This is a genomic window from Microbacterium resistens NBRC 103078 (genome assembly GCF_001552355.1).
GTDB lineage: Bacteria > Actinomycetota > Actinomycetes > Actinomycetales > Microbacteriaceae > Microbacterium > Microbacterium resistens.
This window is the reverse complement of the sequence record NZ_BCRA01000054.1, coordinates 1-20,924: the sequence shown is the minus strand read 5'-3', so window position 1 is coordinate 20,924 and position 20,924 is coordinate 1. Positions and strand designations below refer to the sequence as shown.

Annotated in this window: 21 protein-coding genes; 18 read left to right on the top strand and 3 right to left on the bottom strand. The window is 70.6% G+C overall.

The genetic code is table 11. From position 1 onward, the window contains the following. The first annotated feature begins 1 nt into the window (after position 1). The 4 genes from MR1_RS10230 to MR1_RS10215 are packed head-to-tail and all read left to right on the top strand — an operon-like array spanning position 2 to position 3,990. Positions 2–880: a carbohydrate ABC transporter permease gene (locus MR1_RS10230; protein ID WP_067245880.1), complete on the top strand. Its 879-nt coding sequence runs from the start codon at positions 2–4 to the stop codon at positions 878–880. Beyond that, the gene (locus MR1_RS10225; protein ID WP_067245877.1) at positions 877–2,373 is read left to right on the top strand and encodes an FGGY-family carbohydrate kinase; all 1,497 of its coding nucleotides are present in this window, start codon (positions 877–879) and stop codon (positions 2,371–2,373) included. Before MR1_RS10230 ends, MR1_RS10225 begins: the two co-directional genes overlap by 4 nt. After that, complete coding sequence (locus MR1_RS10220; protein ID WP_067245874.1) at positions 2,370–3,023, top strand: class II aldolase/adducin family protein; 654 nt, start codon at positions 2,370–2,372, stop codon at positions 3,021–3,023. Before MR1_RS10225 ends, MR1_RS10220 begins: the two co-directional genes overlap by 4 nt. 7 nt (positions 3,024–3,030) lie before the next feature. Continuing rightward, complete coding sequence (locus MR1_RS10215) at positions 3,031–3,990, top strand: class II fructose-bisphosphate aldolase (protein WP_067245871.1); 960 nt, start codon at positions 3,031–3,033, stop codon at positions 3,988–3,990. Between the two features lie 30 nt (positions 3,991–4,020). Here MR1_RS10215 and MR1_RS10210 read toward each other — a convergent pair whose 3' ends face one another. Beyond that, positions 4,021–4,818: a DeoR/GlpR family DNA-binding transcription regulator gene (locus MR1_RS10210; RefSeq protein WP_067245928.1), complete on the bottom strand. Its 798-nt coding sequence runs from the start codon at positions 4,816–4,818 to the stop codon at positions 4,021–4,023. Positions 4,819–4,967: 149 nt separating this feature from the next. On the opposite strand from MR1_RS10210, the gene MR1_RS10205 reads away from it, so the two are divergent. From MR1_RS10205 to MR1_RS10165, 9 genes are all read left to right on the top strand, one after another. Beyond that, complete coding sequence (locus MR1_RS10205) at positions 4,968–5,399, top strand: DoxX family protein (RefSeq protein ID WP_067245868.1); 432 nt, start codon at positions 4,968–4,970, stop codon at positions 5,397–5,399. 160 nt (positions 5,400–5,559) lie between these two features. Next, complete coding sequence (locus tag MR1_RS10200) at positions 5,560–6,276, top strand: FadR/GntR family transcriptional regulator (protein WP_067245866.1); 717 nt, start codon at positions 5,560–5,562, stop codon at positions 6,274–6,276. 86 nt (positions 6,277–6,362) lie between these two features. Next, a complete protein-coding gene (locus MR1_RS10195; RefSeq protein WP_067245863.1) occupies positions 6,363–7,610 on the top strand; it encodes an ABC transporter substrate-binding protein in 1,248 nt (415 codons plus the stop codon). Between the two features lie 8 nt (positions 7,611–7,618). Continuing rightward, positions 7,619–8,572, top strand: coding sequence for a carbohydrate ABC transporter permease (locus tag MR1_RS10190; RefSeq protein WP_067245860.1), 954 nt, complete (start codon positions 7,619–7,621; stop codon positions 8,570–8,572). After that, complete coding sequence (locus MR1_RS10185; protein ID WP_025102649.1) at positions 8,569–9,423, top strand: carbohydrate ABC transporter permease; 855 nt, start codon at positions 8,569–8,571, stop codon at positions 9,421–9,423. The genes MR1_RS10190 and MR1_RS10185 overlap by 4 nt, the downstream gene beginning before the upstream one ends. A 41-nt stretch (positions 9,424–9,464) precedes the next feature. After that, the gene (locus tag MR1_RS10180) at positions 9,465–10,550 is read left to right on the top strand and encodes a mandelate racemase/muconate lactonizing enzyme family protein (protein ID WP_067245856.1); all 1,086 of its coding nucleotides are present in this window, start codon (positions 9,465–9,467) and stop codon (positions 10,548–10,550) included. A gap of 14 nt (positions 10,551–10,564) precedes the next feature. Then, positions 10,565–11,392, top strand: coding sequence for an SDR family oxidoreductase (locus tag MR1_RS10175; RefSeq protein WP_067245853.1), 828 nt, complete (start codon positions 10,565–10,567; stop codon positions 11,390–11,392). Beyond that, positions 11,386–12,297, top strand: coding sequence for a dihydrodipicolinate synthase family protein (locus MR1_RS10170; RefSeq protein ID WP_084344522.1), 912 nt, complete (start codon positions 11,386–11,388; stop codon positions 12,295–12,297). Before MR1_RS10175 ends, MR1_RS10170 begins: the two co-directional genes overlap by 7 nt. 27 nt (positions 12,298–12,324) lie before the next feature. Next, entirely contained in the window at positions 12,325–13,305 is a 981-nt protein-coding gene (locus MR1_RS10165; RefSeq protein ID WP_067245846.1) for a LacI family DNA-binding transcriptional regulator, read from the top strand. A 36-nt stretch (positions 13,306–13,341) separates the two neighbouring features. On the opposite strand, the gene MR1_RS10160 is transcribed toward MR1_RS10165, so the two are convergent. Beyond that, positions 13,342–13,626, bottom strand: a complete 285-nt coding sequence (locus MR1_RS10160) for a hypothetical protein (RefSeq protein ID WP_233460154.1) — start codon at positions 13,624–13,626, stop codon at positions 13,342–13,344. Between the two features lie 195 nt (positions 13,627–13,821). On the opposite strand from MR1_RS10160, the gene MR1_RS10155 reads away from it, so the two are divergent. Then, positions 13,822–15,342, top strand: a complete 1,521-nt coding sequence (locus tag MR1_RS10155) for an FGGY-family carbohydrate kinase (RefSeq protein ID WP_067245839.1) — start codon at positions 13,822–13,824, stop codon at positions 15,340–15,342. An 88-nt stretch (positions 15,343–15,430) separates the two neighbouring features. Further along, complete coding sequence (locus MR1_RS10150) at positions 15,431–17,062, top strand: fucose isomerase (protein ID WP_067245836.1); 1,632 nt, start codon at positions 15,431–15,433, stop codon at positions 17,060–17,062. Positions 17,063–17,144: 82 nt separating this feature from the next. On the opposite strand, the gene MR1_RS10145 is transcribed toward MR1_RS10150, so the two are convergent. Continuing rightward, the gene (locus MR1_RS10145) at positions 17,145–17,474 is read right to left on the bottom strand and encodes a hypothetical protein (RefSeq protein WP_067245833.1); all 330 of its coding nucleotides are present in this window, start codon (positions 17,472–17,474) and stop codon (positions 17,145–17,147) included. A gap of 177 nt (positions 17,475–17,651) precedes the next feature. Here MR1_RS10145 and MR1_RS10140 point away from each other — a divergent pair, with 177 nt between their 5' ends. The 3 genes from MR1_RS10140 to MR1_RS10130 all read left to right on the top strand — a co-directional run. Continuing rightward, a complete protein-coding gene (locus MR1_RS10140; protein WP_255218128.1) occupies positions 17,652–19,109 on the top strand; it encodes a flavin monoamine oxidase family protein in 1,458 nt (485 codons plus the stop codon). A gap of 81 nt (positions 19,110–19,190) precedes the next feature. Beyond that, positions 19,191–20,273, top strand: coding sequence for a LacI family DNA-binding transcriptional regulator (locus MR1_RS10135; RefSeq protein WP_255218127.1), 1,083 nt, complete (start codon positions 19,191–19,193; stop codon positions 20,271–20,273). Beyond that, positions 20,270–20,924 (top strand): PfkB family carbohydrate kinase (locus MR1_RS10130; protein ID WP_255218126.1); only part of this gene is annotated, 655 nt, incomplete at its 3' end. The genes MR1_RS10135 and MR1_RS10130, both read left to right, overlap by 4 nt.

Below are 20,924 nucleotides of genomic sequence, written 5' to 3'. Positions count from 1 at the left end.
GATGAGCGAGACGCGCACCCTGATCGTGCCGGAGAGCGCACGCAGGAAGCATCGCCGGGGAACCCCGGGTCGCAGAGTCGGCTGGCTGCACTTCGTGCTCATCCCGCTGGCCGTGCTCTGGCTGGTGCCGATCGTCATGGTCGCGGGGCTCTCGATGATGCCGCCGGAGAACCCGTCGACCCAGTTCTTCGGCCTCTTCCCCGAGCAGTTCAGCCTCAAGAACTACGTCAACATCTGGGCGCAGAACCCGATCCTGCTGCACCTGCTGAACAGCATCCTGATCACGGTTCCGTCGGTCGCGCTGGTGTGCATCCTCGGATCGATGGCGGCGTTCGCACTCGCGCGGCTGCGCGTGCCGCTCCGGGCGCTGATTTTCGGCTTCCTCATCCTCGCGCTGATCCTGCCGATGTCGAGCATCGTCGTCGCGACGTTCCGCATCCTGCAGTCGATGCAGCTGTACAACAGCATCCTCGGCCTGGTGCTCGTGTACACGGCCCTGGGGCTGCCGTTCGCCGTGATCATCATCCGCACCTCGTACCTGGCGATTCCCCTCGAGACGTTCGAGGCGGCGCGTCTCGACGGCGCGAGCTCCTGGCAGATCTTCTGGCGCATCTACCTGCCGCTGGGCAAGCCGGCCCTCGCCGTCGTGGCCGTGTGGCAGACGATGATGAGCTGGAACGACTTCCTGCTGCCGCTCGTGACCCTCGGCGACAACGCGCTCAAGCCGCTCACGCTGGTTCCGCTCGCCTACCGGGGGATGTACCTCTCCCAACCGGGAGCGCTGTTCGCGATCCTCGTGCTCATCTCGATCCCCGTGATCCTGTTGTTCGTCTTCATCCAGAAGTACCTGGTCAACGGGCTGTCGGGAGCGATCAAGTGAGCGTCATCGGGCTCGATCTGGGTACGAGCGGGGTGCGGGCGGTCGCCTTCGCCGAGAGCGGGGCCGTGCTCGGATCCGCCACGGCACCGCTCGAGCTGCTGCGCGACGGGACCGGACGGGCGGAGCTGGACGCCTTCTCGCTCATCGAAGCCGCGGAGCGCGTCGTGCGCGACGCCGCGGTCGCTGCGACGGCTGCCGGAGACGCGCCTGGGGCGCTCGGCTTCAGCGTGCTCGGCGAGGCCGTCGTGCCGGTGGACGCGCACGGAGGACCCATGGCGCGCATCGCCGTCAGCATGGACGGGCGAGGCGCCCCGGCGGCTCGCGCGATCGGCGAGCGGGTGGGGGCCGAGCGGTTCCAGCAGATCACCGGCCAGCCGCTGCACGGCATGTTCTCGGTCTTCAAGATCATGGCGGGCGGTGACGGCTGGGCGGATGCCGCGGGCTTCCGCTGCGTGGGGGATCTCCTCGCCGAGCGGTGGACGGGCGTACCCGGCATCGACCTCAGCCAGGCCGCGCGGACCGGACTTCTCGACGTGGACAGCGGCGAATGGAGCGAGGAGCTGCTCGCTGCCGTCGCCATCGACGCGCCCTGGCTGCGACGCGACCGCCTGCCGGTCCCGTTCCCGGCGGGAGCGGTCATCGGCGGGCTCGCCGAGGAGAGCGCGATCCGACTCGGGATGCCGGCCGGCACGCCGATCGTCGCGGGCGCGCACGACCAGGCGGCCGCCTACCTCGGCGCCGACGGGCGGCCGGGCGGCCGTGCGGTGATCGCGCTCGGATCGAGCGACTGCCTGACCGTTGGCACACCGGATCGCCTGGCGGGACTGGACGACACCGGCTTCGCCGGCTACCGGGTCGACGACGGGCTGTGGATCACGCTCGCAGGCACCGCCGCCGGCGGGTGGGCGCTGGAGTGGCTCGCCGGGATGCTGCGCCGCGAGGTCGGCGACGTCTTCGGCGCGATCGCCGAGGAGCCTCCGGCGCTGCTCGTGCTGCCCTATCTCGCCGGTTCCGGCACACTGGACAACGACCCTGACGCGCGAGGGGTCATCCACGGCCTCACCCTCGACACCGGCGTCCCCGAGCTCGCGCGCGCCTTCATCGAGTCGGCCGGATTCGAGTTCTACAAGATCGCCGCGGCGTTCCGCGCCAGGGGCGTCGGGCTCGGTGAGCTGAACGTCACCGGGACCGGCGCGTCGAACGCGGCCGCCCTCGCCGCGAGAGCGGACGCATCCGGCCTGGAGCTCACCCCCGTGACATCCGACGCCTCGGTGCGGGGAGCCGCCATGTTCGCCCTACGCGCCCTCGGCGGCGGTCCGGCGGCGCTGCGCGCGCCGGCCGACGAGGAGCGGACCGCACGGCCGCATCCCGAGACGGCGCCGTGGTACGACCTCCAGCGCGCCGCGTACGTCGACCTGTACCGGGCGACGCGCGCCGTCGCCTCGCACCTGGACATCTCTGCACAGCCACACCAGAAGGAGAAGAACACATGACCGAGACGCTGACGACCGGATTCGACTTCGATGCCGCGAGGAGGGAGATCCTGGACTACTGCCTGCGCTCGATGGAGTACGGTCTCAATTTCAACACGCAGGGCAACATCTCCATCCGCGTGCCCGGTGTCGAGGATCGGTTCCTGATCACGCCGACCGATCTGGAGTACGACCGGATGGCGCCGGAGGACATCGTGCTCGTGAACGGCGACAGCGAGGTCATCGACGGGCGTCTCGGGCCCTCCAGCGAGGTGACCGTCCACATGGCGGTGTACAAGCGCCGCCCCGACGTCAACGCGATCGTCCACTCCGAGCCGGTGTTCTCGAACGTCTGGGGCGTCGTCGGCTCGCCCATCCTGGGCACCCTGGTGAACATGGTCATCTACACCAAGGGCGATGTGCCGATCATGCCGTTCGAGCTGAGCAACAACACCGAGTTCGGCGAGCACATGTGCGATGTCATGGGTGAGCGCAACGCCGTCGTCTGGGCCAACCACGGTCTCCTCACCGTCGGCCCGAACCTGCGGGACGCCTTCAAGACGAGCGTCGCGGTCGAATCGGCCGCGAAGGTGCAGGCGTACGCCCGCGGCATCACCGACGACCCCATCGTGCTCGAGTACGACAAGCTCGGCATCACCCACTCGCTCTGATCCGCCGATGACCCTCCAGACTCTGAGCGCCCTGCTCGACGGGGCCGAGGCAGCACAGTACGCGGTCGGCGCCTTCAACGTGTCGAGCCTCGATCAGGCGGTGGCGGTGCTGGATGCCGCCGAGACGGAGCGCTCGCCGGTGATCGTCCAGGCGATCGCGGGGATGTCCGCCTACGACGACGAGTCCCGCTGGTGGACGCGGCTGCGCCGCCTGACCGAGGAGTACGCCTCGGTGCCGGTGGCACTCCATCTCGACCATGGACGCACTTATGAAGATTGCGCCCGAGCCGTCGAGCACGGCTTCACGAGCGTGATGATCGATGCCAGCCGTTCGAACGTCACCGACGAGCCGGCGTCATTCGAGGAGAACGCGGCACTCACCCGGCAGGTCGTCGAGCTGGCGCACCCAGCCGGAGTGAGCGTCGAAGGCGAGCTGGGCACGATCGGTGGAGCGGAGGCGGGTGTCAGCGGCGTCGTCGAGGAGATCGTGTTCGCCGACCCCGACGAGGCCGTGCGGTTCGTGGGAGAGACCGGCGTCGACGCTCTGGCCGTGGCCGTGGGCACGAGCCACGGCTCGGTGAAGTTCACCGACGAGGCAGGAGGCCAGCGGCTGAGGCTGGAGCTGATCTCGGAGATCAAGCGACTGCTGACGGGCACCCACCTGGTGCTGCACGGATCGTCATCGGTGCCCGGCGAGGCGGTCGCGGCGATCAACGCCCACGGCGGCGACGTGCGGCCGTCGTACGGGATCTCGCCGGAGCAGAAGAGCTCCGGCATCGCCGCCGGCATCCGCAAGATCAACCAGGGCACCGACTCCCACCTCGCCTGGACGGCCGCCCTGCGGACCTTCCTGCATGAGCATCCGCCGGTGGTGGAGCCGAGCGAGCAGCTTCGGCCCGCGATCGCGGCCTTCCGCGGGATGGTCGCACAGCGGATGAAGGAGTTCGGCTCCGCCGGACGTGCCTGAAGCCTCGTGGCTCGAGGCCGCGGGGTCGGGTCAGACGAGCTCGATCGTCAGCCCGGCCTCGCGCAGCGCGTCCACTTCCGCGGGGGGCGCTTCCACGCCGGTGAGGAGCAGATCGATCGCGTCGAGGGGGGCGACCTGGATGACCTGGCTCTTGCCCACCTTCGAGCTGTCTGCGACGACGATGCGCCGGGCGGACGAGTCGAGATAGCGCCTCTTCATGGTGACCTCGGGGAGGCTCGAGTTGGTGAACCCTCGCGTCGAGACCCCGTTGCATCCGATAAAGCCCAGGTCGCTGTGCACCGATCCGACGAACATGTCGCCGAGCGGATCGATTAGCGAGCGCTGCTTGAAGTTGACGGTTCCGCCGGTCACGACCACCGTGATCTGATGAGGCTCGAGCACCCCGAGCTCGAGCGCGATCGTGAGCGAGTTCGTGAACACGACGACGCCGCGCAGCTCGTCCCTCGCACGGAGGGCTCGTGCGATCGCCAGCGTCGTCGTGCCCGCGTCGAGCAGGATCGCCATCTCGCTCTCGACCAGCGCGGCCGCAGCGTGGCCGATCCGGCGCTTCTCGGTCGTTGCGCGGGCAAGCGCACGATCATAGTCGGGGGAGTGGGCGGTCGACCTGATCCCGGACATGGCGCCTCCGCGCACCCGCTGGATGACATTCGCCTCCGCGAGGAAGTCGAGGTCAGTTCTGATGGTAACTTCAGAAACGCTGAGCGTCCGGCTGAGATCTTGCACCCGCGCGAACCCCTGACGCTCGATGATCGAGACGATCTGTTCGCGGCGAACCGCGGCGGGGACGGCTTGCGACCACTCGGGCATGGGCTCAGCGTAGCCGCCGGACTCGTCGACCGGATTCACAGATCGGGCTCCCAGTCAGGAGACAGGTCCGGTTTCTACCGTGGGTGACCGGGGCGGCTGCCCCGAGCCGCGCCCGGCGCGGTGTCCTGCCACGAAGGAGCACCTCCCTCATGACGAACACCAGCAAGCCCGCAGCCTCGATCGGTCTGCTCATCCTCCGCGTCGTGGTCGGCGCGATCTTCGCCGTCCACGGCGCGCAGAAGGTCTTCGAGTTCACGCTCCCGGGCACCGCCCAGGCGTTCGCCGGGATGGGCGCACCGCTGCCGGAGTTCACCGGCCCCGCCATTGCACTGATCGAGCTCGTCGGCGGGATCCTGCTCGTCGTCGGGGTGCTCACCCGCCCGGCCGCCGTCCTCCTCGCGGCGGACATGGTCGGCGCGATCTTCCTCGTCCACCTTCCCGCCGGTTTCTGGGTGAGCGAGGGCGGCTACGAGTTCGTCGCCGTGCTGGGGGCGGCCGCGCTCGCCCTGGCGTTCACCGGCGCCGGTCGCATCTCCCTGGATCGCGTCGTCATGCGCGGTCCCGCCCGCGCCCTGGCCTGAGGGGCGGAGGAAAGATGCCGTGGCCGGAAGGCCGCGGCATCTCTTTGTGGATACGTGCCTATCTTGTCCTACAAGTTGAGGGGAAGCTTGACGCCATGATCCCGCTATCGTTACTCTTCAGGGGAGTTGCTTAGCCAGAGTTCACGAGGTGGCGGTAAAGATGTCAGACAAGATCGAGGTCACCGGGTCTGACTTGTCGGACGCGCTCGCGCGACGTCTGGCACAGCACCTGCAGCGCTCCGGGCTGGAGATCGGCGACCCGCTGCCCACCGAGGCCGAGCTCGGCGCCGTGCTGGAGGTGGGACGGCAGCGTATCCGCGAGGCCCTCAGCGTCCTCGAGGCGTTCGGCATCGTGGTGTCCCGGCAAGGGGCGCGCCGGGTCTGGCGAGGATTCCGCGCCGCCGATCTCGCCACCCGCTGGATCGGCTTCGTCGACGACCCGGAGGCCGCCACCCGCGAGCTCCTGGAAGTGCGTCACGCGCTGGAGACGTCTCTGCTGCCTCTGGTGATCCCGCGCCTGCAGCCGAGCGACCTGGCCCGTCTGCGGCTGCTCTCAGAGGAGATGGTGGAGCGCGCCCTGCGCAACGAGAGCTTCGCCGAGCTCGACCAGCAGTTCCACCGCGGGCTGCTCGCGCCGATGGGCAATGCGTTCGTGGATCAGTTCCTGCAGTCCTTCTGGGTCGTCTTCGCCGCCGCGCGACGCGAGGAGCCCGTCGAGGAGGATCCCGCCATCGCCGCGATGCACGGTCGCATCATCGATGCGATCGAGGCCGGCGACACCCGCCGGGCCGTCCATGAGCTGGACGCCCACTTCTACGGTGTCCGCAACCGCTATCCGGACATCGACTTCGGCACCACGGCCGCGCTGCCGGTCTGACCCTCCCCGCACCGGCGCGTTCTGTCGCACCCGTCTTGAAATCGATTTCGCACGACCCTCATCTGATCGACGAAGGAGTACGCATCATGAGATCCACCCGAATCCTCCCCGCCCTGGCCGTCCTCGGCGTCGTCGCCCTCGCCACCGGCTGTGCCGGCAGCGCCCCGTCCGGGGAGGGCGACGGCCCTGTCGAGATCACCTACTGGCTCTGGCAGGACGACGCGACCGACCCCACCTGGACAGAGCTCGCGGATGAGTTCAACGGCGCACAGGACGACGTGAAGGTCGTGCTGGAGACGATCCCGCTCGACCAGTACCAGAACCAGCTCGTGTCCTCCGCGATGAACGGCACCGGGCCGGACGCCGCCCGCAGCAAGGACTGGTGGCTCGGGCAGTTCGCGCCGCAGGGCGCCATCGCCGACCTGACCTCGTACGTCGACGGCTGGGACGCCTCGGACGACGTCGTCGACTCGCTCTGGGCAACGGGTCAGCTGCCTGGCGAGGACGCGGTGTACATGCTGCCCCACCAGTACACGACGCTCTACCTCTACTACCGCGTGGACTACTTCGAGGAGCTCGGGCTCGAGGCGCCGCGCACCCAGCAGGACCTCCTGGAGGCGGCGGCCGCCCTCACCGGTGACGGCAGGTACGGCATCGACGTCCGCGGTGGTGCGGGCGGACAGGACCAGTGGCTCGCGTGGATGTACGCCGGCGGGGCGTCGGTCGTCGACGACTCCGGCGAGGTCGTCCTGGACGACGCGAAGGGCGTCGCGGTGAACGAGGACTACCTCCGCATCGTCACCGACCTGCAGGCGGCGCCCCCCGGATCGATCACGGCCGCCTTCGCCGACGTCAAGACGAACTTCGTCGAGGGCCTCACCGGCATGATGATCCACCACCCGGGTTCCCTGAAGGAGCTGCAGGGGGTCTTCGGCGACAAGCTCGGCGTCGTCCCGATCCCCACGGCCGACGGCAAGCCCGGCGCGACGCTCGGCAGCATGAGCGGCAACGTCATCCTCGAGGGTTCCGACAAGAAGGACGCCGCCTGGGAGTGGATCTCCTGGCTGAGCGAGGAGGCGCAGATGGAGGAGATTTCCGCCTCGCCGCAGGGTCAGCTGCCGGTGCTCGAATCGGTCATCGACACCGAGGCGTACTCGTCCGACCCGCAGCTCGCGGTCGCCGTCGACGCGATCCCCACCGCCAAGACGTGGCCGGCGCTGGAGGGGGTGGCCGAGCTCGCCGCGAAGGAGTGGAACCCGCTCATCCAGCAGGCGTTCCAGGGGGAGATCAGCAGCCAGGACGTGCTGACGAAGATGTCCGACGTGCTGCGCTGAGGACCGACATGGCAAGCTCTACCCTCACGGAAGCGGTCGTCACCGGCCGGCCGGCCCCGCGCCGGCCGGTGACCCGGCCCCGGCGACGCGCGCGCCGCGGCTCGGTCGCCCCCCTCGTCCTACTCGCGCCGGCGATCGTGCTCGTCGCGGTCTTCGCCGGATATCCGCTCATCCGCTCGATCTGGTTCTCGTTCAACGACGTGAGCGTCTTCACCGGCGTGCTCGAGTTCGTCGGGTTCCAGAACTTCGCCAGCGTCATCGGCACCGCGGAGTTCGTCCCCACGCTGGGCCGCACAGCGTTCTGGACCTTCGGTGCCGTCGCGCTCCAGCTGATCGGCGGGCTGTCGCTCGCGCTCATGCTGAACAACCGCTTCCCCCTGCGGGGCGTGTACCGCGGGCTCATCATGATCCCGTGGGCGACCCCCAGCGTCCTGGTCGCGCTGATGTGGAAGTGGATCCTCGACCCCAACAACGGCGTCCTCAACCAGTGGCTGCTGAACGCGGGGATCATCGACGCGCCGATCGAGTTCCTCTCGCAGAACAGCACCGCGCTGCCGACGCTCGTGATGATCGACGTCTGGCAGGGCATCCCGCTCTTCGCCATCATGATCCTCGCGGCACTGCAGAGCGTGTCCGGCGAGCTCAAGGAATCGGCGCAGATCGACGGGTGCGGCCCGGTCGGCGTGTTCCGCCACGTCGTGCTGCCCGCCATCCTCCCGACGATCCTCATCACGACGCTCCTGCGCCTGATCTGGACCTCGAACTACGTCGACCTCATCTTCATCCTCACCGGCGGCGGACCGGGCACGTCCTCGACGACCCTGGCGCTGGAGTCCTATCTGACGACCTACAAAGCCAGCGACTTCGGCGCCGGCGCGGCGTACGCCGTCATCCAGGCCCTGTTCCTCGCCGTCTTCATCGCGCTCTACGTGCGCCTCACCCGGAAGGACACCACGCGATGAGCACGACGACCGCCCCCGTCCGCTTCGGCCGTCTCGCGGGACGGACCGGCTTCGCGATCGCTCTCCTCGGCGTGCTCGCGATGGTGCTCGGTCCCTACATCGTCATGTTGCTGACGTCGCTCACGCCGCGGGACGAGCTCGCCGGCGCCGGAGCGAACCTCATCCCTTCCGAGTTCACGACCGCGTCCTACGCCGAGCTGCTGTCGACCACGCCGTTCCTGACCTATCTGCGGAACAGCCTCACCGTCGCCGCGATCGCCGTCCCGGTCACGCTCGTCGTCTCCACGGGCGCCGCGATCGCGATGTCGCGGTTCGACTTCCGCGGCCGGGGGGCCGTGATGATCGGGCTGCTGCTCGCGCAGATGTTCCCCGCCGTGCTGCTCGTGATCTCGCTGCAGGGGCAGCTGCGCGGGATGGGGCTGATGGACACGACGCTCGGTCTCGCACTCGTGCACGCCGCGTTCGCCACGCCGTTCGCCACCTGGCTGCTCAAGGGGTTCGCGGACTCCATCCCCCGGGAGATCGAGGAGGCGGGCCAGATCGACGGGGCCTCGTCCGCGCAGATCGTCCGCATCCTCCTGCTGCCCCTGCTGCGGCCGGGGATGGTGGCGGCGGGAACCTACGCGTTCATCCTCACCTGGAACGAGTTCCTCTACGCCCTCACGTTCACCTCGCAGACGGCGACCCGCACCCTGCCGGTCGGGCTGCACCTGTTCATCGGTGAGTACCAGATCCGGTGGGATCTGCTCACCGCCGGCGGCGTGCTCTCGGTGCTCCCCGTCGTCGTCGGCTTCCTCCTCGTGCAGAAGCGCCTCGTCGCCGGACTCGCCGCCGGCGCCGTCAAGGGCTGACGCCCCTCCGACCCCTCCTCGTCGTCCCGGAAGGACCACGCATGAAAATCGAATCGATCGACCTCCAGCTCTCCCGCATCCCCCTGCCCAAGGGGCCGTGGGGGGACCAGATCCATCGGGTGACCCACATCGAGATCATCCTGGCCGACATCACCACCGATACCGGACTGGTCGGCACCGGGTTCAGCCACACATCCGGTGTCGGCGGCCAGATGATGATGGCGGCGCTGCGCGAGCTCATCCCGACGCTCATCGGCCGCGAGGTCAATCCCCGTGCCGTCTGGCAGCACTCCTGGCAGCACCTGCGCGACAACGGCCCCGGCGGGACCACCACGCTCGCCCTCGCCGCGATCGATGTAGCGCTGTGGGACCTGCTGGGGCTGCACTACGAGCAGCCGCTCGCGAAGCTCCTCGGCCAGGTGCGCGACCGGGTCGCGCTGTACGGCAGCGGCATCAACCTGAATCTGTCCGCCGAGGAGGTCGTCGAGCAGGTCAAGGAGTGGAAGGCCGACGGGTACGCCGCCGGGAAGGTCAAGGTCGGCAAGCCGGATCTCGAGGAGGACGTCTACCGGCTCACCAAGATCCGCGAGGCGGTCGGCGAGTATCCGCTCATGGTCGACGCCAACCAGGGATGGACCTACGGGGAGGCGGTCCGGGCGGTCACCCGGTTCCGCGACCTCAACCTCTACTGGGTGGAGGAGCCGCTGCGCGTGGACGACGTCGCCTCGCACGCCCGCCTCCGGGCCCGCTCGCCGATCCCGATCGGGCTGGGCGAGAACGTCTACACGCTCCAGCAGTTCAACCAGTACCTCCTCGCCGACGCGTGCGACTTCATCCAGGCCGACGTCGGTCGCGTGGGCGGCATCACGCCCTACATGGACATCGCCGCCCTGGGCCGGGCGTACAACGCCCCGATGACGCCGCACTTCGTGATGGAGCTCACGGCCAACGTGCTCTGCGCGGTGCCCAACGCTCTGTTCGGCGAGATGACGGACGGCGGCACGCTCACTGATCTCGGCGTCATCGTGCCGCAGCGGCCGCAGAACGGGTTCTTCGTCCCGACCGGAGCGCCGGGGAACGGTCTGGAGTACGACCGTGAGAATCTCGCGCGGCACGCGGTGAGCTGAGGGAGACGAACGACATGACGGACATCTTCGACCTCACCGACCGCATCATCTTGGTGACCGGCGGGCTCGGCCAGATCGGATCGGCCTTCGTCCGGGAGCTCCACGGACGCGGCGCCCGGGTGGCCGTGGCGTCGCGTACGGTCGACGCCGCGCGCCTGCAGGAGGCGTTCCCCGAGATCGCCGACAGCCCGCGTCTGCTCGGCGTCTCCGTGGACATCGTCTCGAAGGACAGCGTCGAGGCCGGCCTCGACGCGATCGTCGATGCGTGGGACGCCGCGCCGGACGGCGTGATCAACAACGCCGGTCTGGACACCCAGCCGAGCGCGCCGCCCGAGGTCTCCGGGCCGTTCGAGGACTTCCCCCTCGACGTGTTCCGGGAGGTGGTCGACGTGAACCTCGTCGGCACCTTCCTCGTGACGCAGGCCGCCGGCGCCCGGATGCGCGCCGCCGGCACGCCGGGCTCGATCATCAACGTCGGCTCGATCTACGGGATGGTGTCGCCGGTGCAGGACATCTACGCCTACAAGGAGGAGCAGACCGGGGTGCCGTTCGTGAAGCCGGTGGCGTACTCGGCGGCGAAGTCGGGGCTGTACAACCTCACCCGGTACTGCGCGACGTACTGGGGCCGACAGGGCATCAGGGTCAACACCCTCACGCCCTCCGGCGTCGGTCGGGACACGCAGGACGCGACGTTCCAGCAGAACTACACCGCGCGCATCCCGATCGGACGCATGGCGGAGGCGACCGACTTCAACGGGGCCGCGGTCTTCCTGCTCTCGGACGCCTCGCGCTACATGACCGGAGCGAACCTCGTCGTGGACGGGGGGTGGACCGCATGGTGACCACCGCGGCGGACCTCGGGGTGCTGATGGCCGCGATCGCCACCCCCTACGACGCGGACGGGGCGGTGGACACCGGACTGCTCTCGACGCTCGTGGAGGACTACGTCTCCCGCGGCGTCGAGGGGATCTACTGCTGCGGGTCGTCGGGGGAGGGTCTCCTCCTGTCGGCGGATGAACGGACCGCGGTGGTGGAGACCGCCGTGCGCGTCGCCGAGGGGCGCATCCCCGTCGTCGCCCACGTCGGCGCGCTGTCGACGCGGGAGGCGATCGAGCTCGGACGGCGGGCGCAGCGCGCCGGCGCCTCCGCCCTCTCGATGATCCCGCCGATCTACTACTCCTTCGGCATCGAGGCCGTCCTCGACCACTACCGTGCGGTGCTGGACGCCGTGGACCTCCCGCTGATCGTCTACAACATCCCGCAGTTCACGGGGACCGAGTTCACGCTCGAGACGGCCGGAGAGCTCCTGGGCGACGATCGCGTGATCGGTCTCAAGCAGACCGCGCACAACATGTACGCCCTCGAGCGCATGAAGGCGGCGTTCCCCGACAAGGCCTACATCAATGGGTTCGACGAGGTGTTCGTGCCCGCGCTCGCCGCGGGTGCCCGCGGGACGATCGGCACGACCGTGGGGCTCCAGGTCGAGCTCTTCCAGGCGGCGCGGCGCCTCCTCGACGCCGGCGACCTGGTCGGAGCGCAGCGGGTGCAGAGCCGGATCAACCATGTCATCGCCGAGCTCGTCGCGATCGACGTCTTCCCCGCGGCGAAGTACCTCTCCGGCCGCAACGCGGGAGGTGCGGGAACGCTGGGCGACTGCCGACGTCCGTTCCGACCGCTCTCGGAGGCGGCTCGGACCCGGCTCGATGCTCTCGGAGCGACTCTCGATCGATTCCTCGCGGAGGGCTGAGGCTGAAACCGGTTACAGTGGGTGCCCATGGCCACGATCTACGACGTCGCCCAGCTGGCCGGGGTCTCGCCGGCGACTGTGTCGCGCGTCTTCAACGGCGTCGGCGTCTCGGACGAGAAGGTCGCCGCAGTGCGTCAGGCCGCCGAGCAGCTGCGTTTCACCCCCAATCGCACGGCCCGGACGCTGCGCCGTCAGAGCTCCGAGGTGATCGCGCTCGTGATCCCGGACATCGAGAACCCCTACTTCACCGAGATGGCCCGCGGGGTCGAGGACGTGGCCTCCGAGGCCGGCTACTCCGTCGTGCTCTGCAACTCCGACGCACAGGTGGAGAAGGAGTCCACGTACCTCGGGATCGCGATCGCCGAGCACATGTCCGGCGTCATCATCGCCGCGGCGTCGGAGCGGACCGATCTGACCGCCATCCGCGCGGCGGGGCGCCCGGTCGTCGCGGTGGACCGCGGCGTCGGCAGTGACGTCGACGAGGTCGTCATGGCCAACCGCGATGCCGGCCGAGCCGCGGCGGAGAGCCTGATCGAGGCCGGGTATCGGCGCATCGCGCACATCGCGGGTCCCGAGAACATCGAGACCGCCACCGAGCGTGCGGAGGGCTGGCGCAGGGCGCTCCAGGCGCACGGGGCGGACGCCGATCCGGAACTGCTGCGCTTCTCGTCGTTCCGGGTGGACGGCGGACGGGAGGCGATGGAGGCGCTGCTGGCGCTGCCCGAGCCGCCGGACGCCGTCGTCGCGGGCAACAACCTCATCGGCGTCGGGGCGATCCAGGTGCTGACCGAACGCGGTCTGACTCCGCCGCGGCTCGGGGTCGCGGTGGTGGGCTCGCTGCCGTTCACCACGCTGTCGCCGACCGCCGTGACCCTCGTTCGCCTGCCCGCACGGCATATGGGCGTCACGGCCGCGCGCATGCTCCTGGAACGGATCGCCGGCGACGCGCAGCCCACGCGCACCGTCGTGCTCCGCGGAGAGCTGCAGCCGGCCAGCGTCCTGCGCTGACGCCGCCCGCCCGCGCGCCTGCCGCGTGCGGGGGTGTCAGTCCGGGGCGCCCCAGACGCGCTTCGCGAGGCGTGTCACCTCGTCGTCCAGGTCCTCCAGCGCGGTCTCCACCCGATCCAGGCGACGCTCGACCGCGTCGAAGCGGGTGTTGACGGCCTCGAACCGTCCGTTCATCTCACCGCGCAGGCCGCTGATCTCACCGCGCAGGCCGTTGATCTCGGCGTGGATGACCCGGCTGACGTGTGTGCTGACGAGGGTCATGCCGCCCAAGATCGCAGCGGTGAATACACCGATGAGAACCCAAATCTGAGGATCGTTCATGCCCATCCCTCCATGATGCCCCGGTTGGGTGATCGTGTCACCGAACAGCGGGGCGAAATAACGGGGGTGCCGGATCGGTGGACAACTCGTCTTCGACCGCGTCGGGGGAGGAGGACGAGGGGATCCGTTGCCCTTGAAATCGATTTCGTGTAGCGTGATCGCCGTCCGCGGAGCAGCGGACAGCGATCGAGGAGGATGCGCGTGCAGTGCACCATCGGCGTCGACGTCGGCACGTCGAGCAGCAAGGGCGTGCTCGTCGCGGAGGATGGACGGATCCTCGCCCAGGCCACGCGCGCGCACGAGGTGAGCCGCCCGCGCACCGGCTGGGTCGAGATGGACGGCGAGGTGTGGTGGGACGAGTTCGTCTCCCTCTCCCGAGAGCTCGTCGGAGCGGCATCCGCACTCGACGACGAGGGTCCGGCCGAGATCGTCGGCGTCGGGGTCAGCGGCATGGGGCCCTGCGTCCTGCTCGCCGACGAGGACGACCGCCCCGTCCGCCCGGCGATCCTCTACGGCGTCGACACGCGCACGGGCGCGCAGATCGCTCGCATGGACGCGGAGCTCGGGGAGGACGAAATCACCCGAGTCGGCGGCTCCGTCCTCACGTCCCAGGCCGGAGGGCCCAAGCTCGTCTGGGTCCGCGACGAGGAGCCCGTTCTCTGGGCGCGCGCACGACGGCTGTACATGCCGGCCTCCTGGCTGGCGCGACGCCTCACCGGCGCCTATGTGCTGGATCACCAGTCCGCGAGCCAGATGTCCCCGCTGTACGACGTCGAGGCCGAGGCCTGGCACCTCCCGTGGTGGGACCGCTACGCCGCGCCGATCGAGCCGCCCGCTCTGGCCTGGGCCGGCGAGGCCGCCGGAAAGGTCACTGCGCGGGCGGCGGAGACGACGGGACTTCCCGAGGGGATTCCCGTGATCGTCGGCACGATCGACGCGTGGACGGAGGCGGTGAGCGCGGGCGCCCACGGTGTGGGCGATCTCATGCTCATGTACGGCACCACGATGTTCCTCGTCGCGACCGGGCCCGAGACCCTCCGCACGCCGTCGATGTGGACGACCGTCGGGGCGTTCCCCGGCACGCGGAACCTCGCGGGCGGGCTCGCGACGTCCGGCGCGCTGACCGCGTGGCTGGCGGAGCTGACCGACGCCGACTACCCGGAGCTGCTCGCCGAGGCGGAGGCCTCCGGTCCGGGTGCGCGCGGGCTCGTGATGCTCCCGTACTTCGCGGGCGAGCGCACCCCGATCCAGGACCCCGACGCCCGAGGGGTGATCGCGGGACTCACCCTGGAGCACGGCCGTGGCGACCTCTACCGCGCGGCCCTGGAGGCCACCGCCCTCGGGGTGCGGCACAACGTCGAGACCATGCGGGCCGCGGGCGCCGCGATCGACCGGATCGTCGCGGTCGGCGGCGGCACCCAGGGCAGGCTCTGGATGCAGATCGTCTCCGACGCGACCGGGCTCGTGCAGGAGGTGCCGCGCCACACGATCGGTGCGAGCTACGGCGCGGCGTTCCTCGCGACCGCCGCCGCGGCCGCGGGATCCGGGGCGCCGGCGCCGCTCATCGCGGACTGGAACCCGATCGTCGACCGGATCCTCCCGGACCCGGACCGTGCCGCAGTCTACGACGCGCTCTTCGACCGCTACGTGCGGCTCTACGAGGCCACGAAGGGCGTCGTGCATGAGCTGGCCGTCGAGCAGCGGGGGCGCGCGTGACCGGCGGCGCGCCGCGCCGCGCCCGGCCCATCCCGCACACCGCCGTCATCCCCGACCGCCCAACCGACCCCGACACCACGGAGAGACCATGACCTACGCACTCCCGACCCCCACTGCGCGGCCGGCGGCCGAGCCGAACACCGTGTACCTCATCACCTCGGGCGACCTGCGCGAGTCGGCCAACGTCGCCGGGTGGCCGGTCCAGGCCGCCGCGGAGGCCGCGGTCACCGCGGTGTTCGAGGAGCTCGGATGGACCGTGATCCGCCCGTTCGGTGTGGACCCGGAGACGGGGCACGGCTACATCTCCAGCCAGCGGATGGGGATGGAGGTGTTCACACGGATCCCGGAGGACGCCCCGCTCGCCGTGGTCACCGCGAACTGGCAGTACTCCCACCACGTCCTGCCGGGCCTGCGCACGCACCGCGGACCGATCCTCACCGTGGCCAACTTCGCCCCGGACTGGCCCGGCCTCGTCGGGCTCCTGGGCCTGAACGCCGGCCTCACCAAGATGCAGAAGCCGTACTCCACGCTGTGGTCCGTCGACTTCACGGACCAGGAGTTCCGCGAGGGGCTGCGGTCCTGGACCGAGACCGGCCGCGTGGCGCACGACGCCTCGCATGTACGTGCGCTCGCCGCGCTGCCGGACGGACCGGAGAAGGAGCTCGGTCAGGCCCTCGCCGCTCAGCTGCGCCGAGACAAGGCGATCATCGGCGTCTTCGACGAGGGCTGCATGGGCATGTACAACGCGATCTTCGACGACGAGCTGCTCAACCCCACCGGCATCTACAAGGAGCGCCTGTCGCAGTCGGCCCTGTACGCCGAGATGCGCACGGTCGCCGACGCCGAGGCCGACGCCGCCTACGACTGGCTGATCGAACACGGCATGACGTTCCGCTACGGCGAGGACCCGGCCACCGAGCTCACCCGGGATCAGGTGCAGTGGCAGCTGAAGATGTACATCGCCGCCCTCCGGATCGCCGACGACTTCGGGCTGGACGCGGTCGGCATCCAGTACCAGCAGGGACTCAAGGACCTCGTGCCGGCCTCCGATCTCGCCGAGGGGATCCTGAACTCGACCGAGCGTCCGCCGGTGACCTCGCGCGATGGCTCCCGGGTTCTGCACGAGGGGCGCGCCTTCCCGCACTTCAACGAGGCCGATGAGGGCGTCGCGGTGGACGCGCTCGTGACCGACCGCGTGTGGCGGGCCATGGGGCTCGTGCCGGACAACACCCTGCACGACGTGCGCTGGGGCGAGGAGTACGACGGGGACTTCGTCTGGGTCTACGAGATCTCCGGGTCCGTGCCCGCCTCGCACCTCGGCGGCTGGCACAACGCCGAGGGATGGCGGCAGGGGCACGTCTTCTTCCCCGCCGGCGGCGCCACGATCAACGGCGTCTCGATCCCGGGCGAGGTCGTCCTCTCCCGGATCTACATCGCCGAGGGGGTGCTGCAGGCCGACCTCTTCCGCGGGTCGGTGGTCGAGCTGCCCGCCGACGAGACCCGCCGCCGCAAGGAGGCGACGAACCCGGAGTGGCCGATCGCGCACGTCGTGCTGCACGGGCAGAGCAGGGATCAGTTCATGGCCAGGCACAAGGCCAACCACGTCCAGGTCGTCTACGCGCCGGACGCGGAGACCGCCGACAAGGCGCTGATCGCCAAGGCCGCGATGCTCGACGGCATGGGGATCCGCGTGCACCTCGTCGGGGACGTCACCGTCTGACCGCGGACGGGCGCGCGCCGGTGGGGACCGGGGCGCGCCCGTCCGCGGACGTCCGATCGGACGTCGCGCCGTCGCCGGCGGGTCAGGACGAGCCCCAGAAACGCCTGGCCAGGTGGGCGACCTCCCCGTCCAGATCGTCGAGACGCCGCTCGATCGAGTCGAGCCGGACGTCCATGGTCGTGAACCGGGCGTCGATCGCCTCGAACCGTGCGTCGATCGCCTCGAACCGGGCGTCGATCGCCTCGAACCGGGCGTCCATCCGCCCTTCGAGCCCGTCGAAGCGCGCGGTGAGCTCGGACCGCAGCGACGCGATGATCCGCTCGTTCTGCCTCAGCAGCAGCGTGAGCCCGCCCGCCATCACCGCGGCGAACACGCCGATGAGCGTCCAGATCTGTGGATCGTTCATCACCATCCCTTCATTCTGTCCTCTGTGCGGGATCCTGTCACGCCCCGCAGGCGGGATCGCACGCCAGATCGGGACGTGTGGAAAGGCGGCGGCATCCGTCTGCTGTGGAGGGGCAGGCGCGGGCCGGCCGTCGATCGCAGGCGGCGAACGGCGAAGGGGGAATAGGCTGGCGGCACGATGAGGATGACGCGTCGAACTCTGCTCGTCGGCACCGGATTGGGGGCCGTCACCCTGCTCCTCGCGTCCTGCGTGCCGGAGCCCGAGCCCACGCGGACGCCCACGCGGACCCCGATGCCCCGGCCCACTCCGACGACCGGCCTGCCGACCCCGACCGACGTCCGGCGGAGCGCCTGGTCCGCCGACCCGTTCTCCCGCGGTGCGGCGAGCATCACCCCCGTCGGCGCGCAGCCGGGACAGCGCGAGCTCCTGACCGAGTCCGTGCAGGACCGGCTCTTCCTCGCCGGGGAGGCGACGGACGCGGAGGCTCCGGGCACCATGCGCGGCGCCGTCGCATCGGGGGAGCGCGCGGCGCGGGCGGTGGTGGACGTGATGGACGACGGCGAGCGGATCGCCGTGATCGGCGCCGGGCTCGCCGGGTCCGCCGCCGCGCGGATCCTCGCGGACGCGGGCGCCCACGTGACCGTCCTCGAGGCCCGCGACCGCGTCGGCGGCCGGATGCATGCCGAGACCGACGACGCCTGGCCGACCGGCGTCCAGCTCGGCGGATGGATCCTCGGCGCCGACGACGAGGACCTCCGCAGCCGCATCGACGACATCGCGGTGGTCACTGCGGACGTCGCCGGGCCGCAGTGGCTCGGGACCGCGGGTGCGGTGGACGCCCCCTCGGAGGAGCCGCTGACCGCCGCCGTCGAGCGCGCCGGGCAGCAGCCGGCCGACCTCTCTCTCGCCCAGGCGCTCGCGGAGAACGGCGCCGATCCGGCCGATCCCGGGCTCGTGGCCGTCCTCGCGGCGCTCGCCGCGGCGACGGGCGCCGATCCCGCCACGGCCTCGTCGTGGTTCCCGCCGACCCCCCGGGGCGGGGGGCTCGTCGTCCCGCTCGGGGACACCACGGCGCTGTTCGACCGGTTGCTCGACGGGGTCCAGGTCTCGCTCTCCTCGCCGGTCAGCCGCATCGCCTACGACGACGCCGGGCTGAGCGTCCGGCTGGGGACCGGCGAGGCGCTGTCGTTCGACCGCGTCGTGCTGACGGTCCCGCTGGGAGTGCTGCAGGAGCAGGGGATCGAGTTCGCGCCGCCCCTTCCGTTCGAGATCCGTGGTGCCGTGTCCGCCCTCGCCATGGGGGCGATCGAGACGATCTGGCTGCTCTTCGACGAGCCGTTCCCGCGCCCGGGCGAGGAGGCGGGAGCCGAGGGCGGGGCCGGGCCGGAGCCGACGGCGACGATCACCCCCGACGCCGACGCGCCGGAGGCCTCGGCCGTCGCGGTCTCGCTCTGGCAGCTCGTGGACGGCTCGGCCGTCTTCCGGACGTGGCTGGAGCTGCGCACCGACGACGACCGCACGGTGCTCGTCGGCATCGTCGGGGGAGACCCGGCCGTCGAGTTCGCCGACCTCGACGATGAGGCGGCGCTCGCCGTCGCGCTGGAGTCGCTGTCCCGCTTCGCCCCCGACCCGATCGAGTAGCCGCGTCCCGCGGCGGGCGTGTTGACACCGTACGCGCTCCCTCCTAAGCTCCCATGGAATCGAATCCATGGATTCGATTCCATGAGCGATCGGGCGAAGGGGTCGATGAACGTCGTCACCATCAAGGACGTGGCCGCGCGCGCCGGAGTGTCCCCGGCGACCGCCTCCCGCGTGCTGTCGGGCCACCCGGCGACCTCGCCCGGATCCCGGGAGCGCGTCGAGCAGGCGGCGCGCGAGCTCGACTTCCACCCCAACGCGCAGGCCAGGGCATTGCGCTCCACGCGCTCGGACACGATCGGCCTGCTCGTCTCCGACGTTCGCAACCCCTTCTTCGCGGATCTCGCGCACACCATCGAGCAGGAGCTGCTCGCCTGCGGCTACACCACGCTGCTGGGCAACGCCAACGAGGACCCCGCACAGCAGGACCGCTATCTGGACACGCTCATCTCTCGGCGGGCGGACGGCGTCATCGTCGCTCCTCAGGGGGGTGGTGACCCGGGTGCGATCCAGGCCCTGCTCGCCCGGGGCGTCCCCCTCGTCTTCGTGGACCGGGTGCTCCCGGGCATCCCCGTTCCGAGCGTCACCACCGATCCCGTGCCCGGGATCCGCCAGGCGGCCGTGCACCTGCGTGACCGGGGGCACCGGCGGGTCGGCTACATCGCCGGACCGCAGACGGCGTCGACCGGCCGGGACCGGCTCGCCGCCTGGGCGGACGCCGCCGCCGACGCGGGCCTGGACGCGGACCCGGCGCTGATCCACCACGGCGACTTCCAGGCGGAGAGCGGATCCGCGGCCGTCCATCGCCTCTTCCGGCTCCCCGACCCGCCCACGGCGCTGCTCGCCGCGGACAGCCTCATGACCGTCGGGGCCCTGGCCATGCTGCAGCGCCTCGGGCAGCGGATCGGCGAGGACGTCGCGCTGATCGCCTTCGACGACATCGAGTGGTTCTCGCTGCTGAACCCTCCGCTCAGCGTGATCGCGCACAGCGTCGAGGAGATGGGGCGGCACGCGGTCCGCCTTCTCCGCGAGGTCATCGCCGGAGGCGCCCCGGACTCGATCCTCCTGTCGAGCGAGCTGATCGTGCGGGCCTCCTCCTCGTCGCGCGCTCCCGCGCCCGCGGCGCCCGCCCGTCCGTCCCCGCCCTTGTCGAAGGAGCCCTCATGAGTGCACAGGCACAGCCGACCGTCGTCCCCCGCGCGATCGCCGACGGAACCGTCGTCGTCGCTGGGTCCATCAACATCGACCAGCGGGTGACCGCCGCACGGCTTCCCCGTCCGGGCGAGACCCTCATCGGAACATCGGCGAGCCTCGCTCCCGGGGGCAAGGGGGCGAACCAGGCCGTCGCGGCGGCGCGCCGCGGCGCACCGACCGTCATGGTCGGCGCCGTGGGCGACGACGGGCGGGAGGCCGAGGCGGTCGGCGTCATGGCAGCGGCGGGCGTCGACCTCGGCCGGGTCGCTACCGTCCCCGGTCCCACGGGGCTCGCCCTCGTGAGCGTGGGCGAGGACGACGCGGAGAACACGATCATCGTGGTGCCCGGTGCTAACGGCCTCGTGGACGCCGCGGCGATCGAGGCGCACGCCGACGTCGTCGAAGCGGCCGCCGTGCTCGTCCTGCAGGGGGAGATCCCCGTGGAGGGGATCGACCGCGCTGCCGCGCTCGCGGGCGGCCGGGTGCTGCTGAACCTCGCTCCCGTCTGCGCGGTCGCGGACGAGACGCTCCGTCGCGCGGACCCGCTGGTCGTCAACGAGCACGAGGCGCTCGTGCTGCTGGACCAGCTCGCCGCGGGCGCCGGGGCCGGTGGCGAGAGCGCCG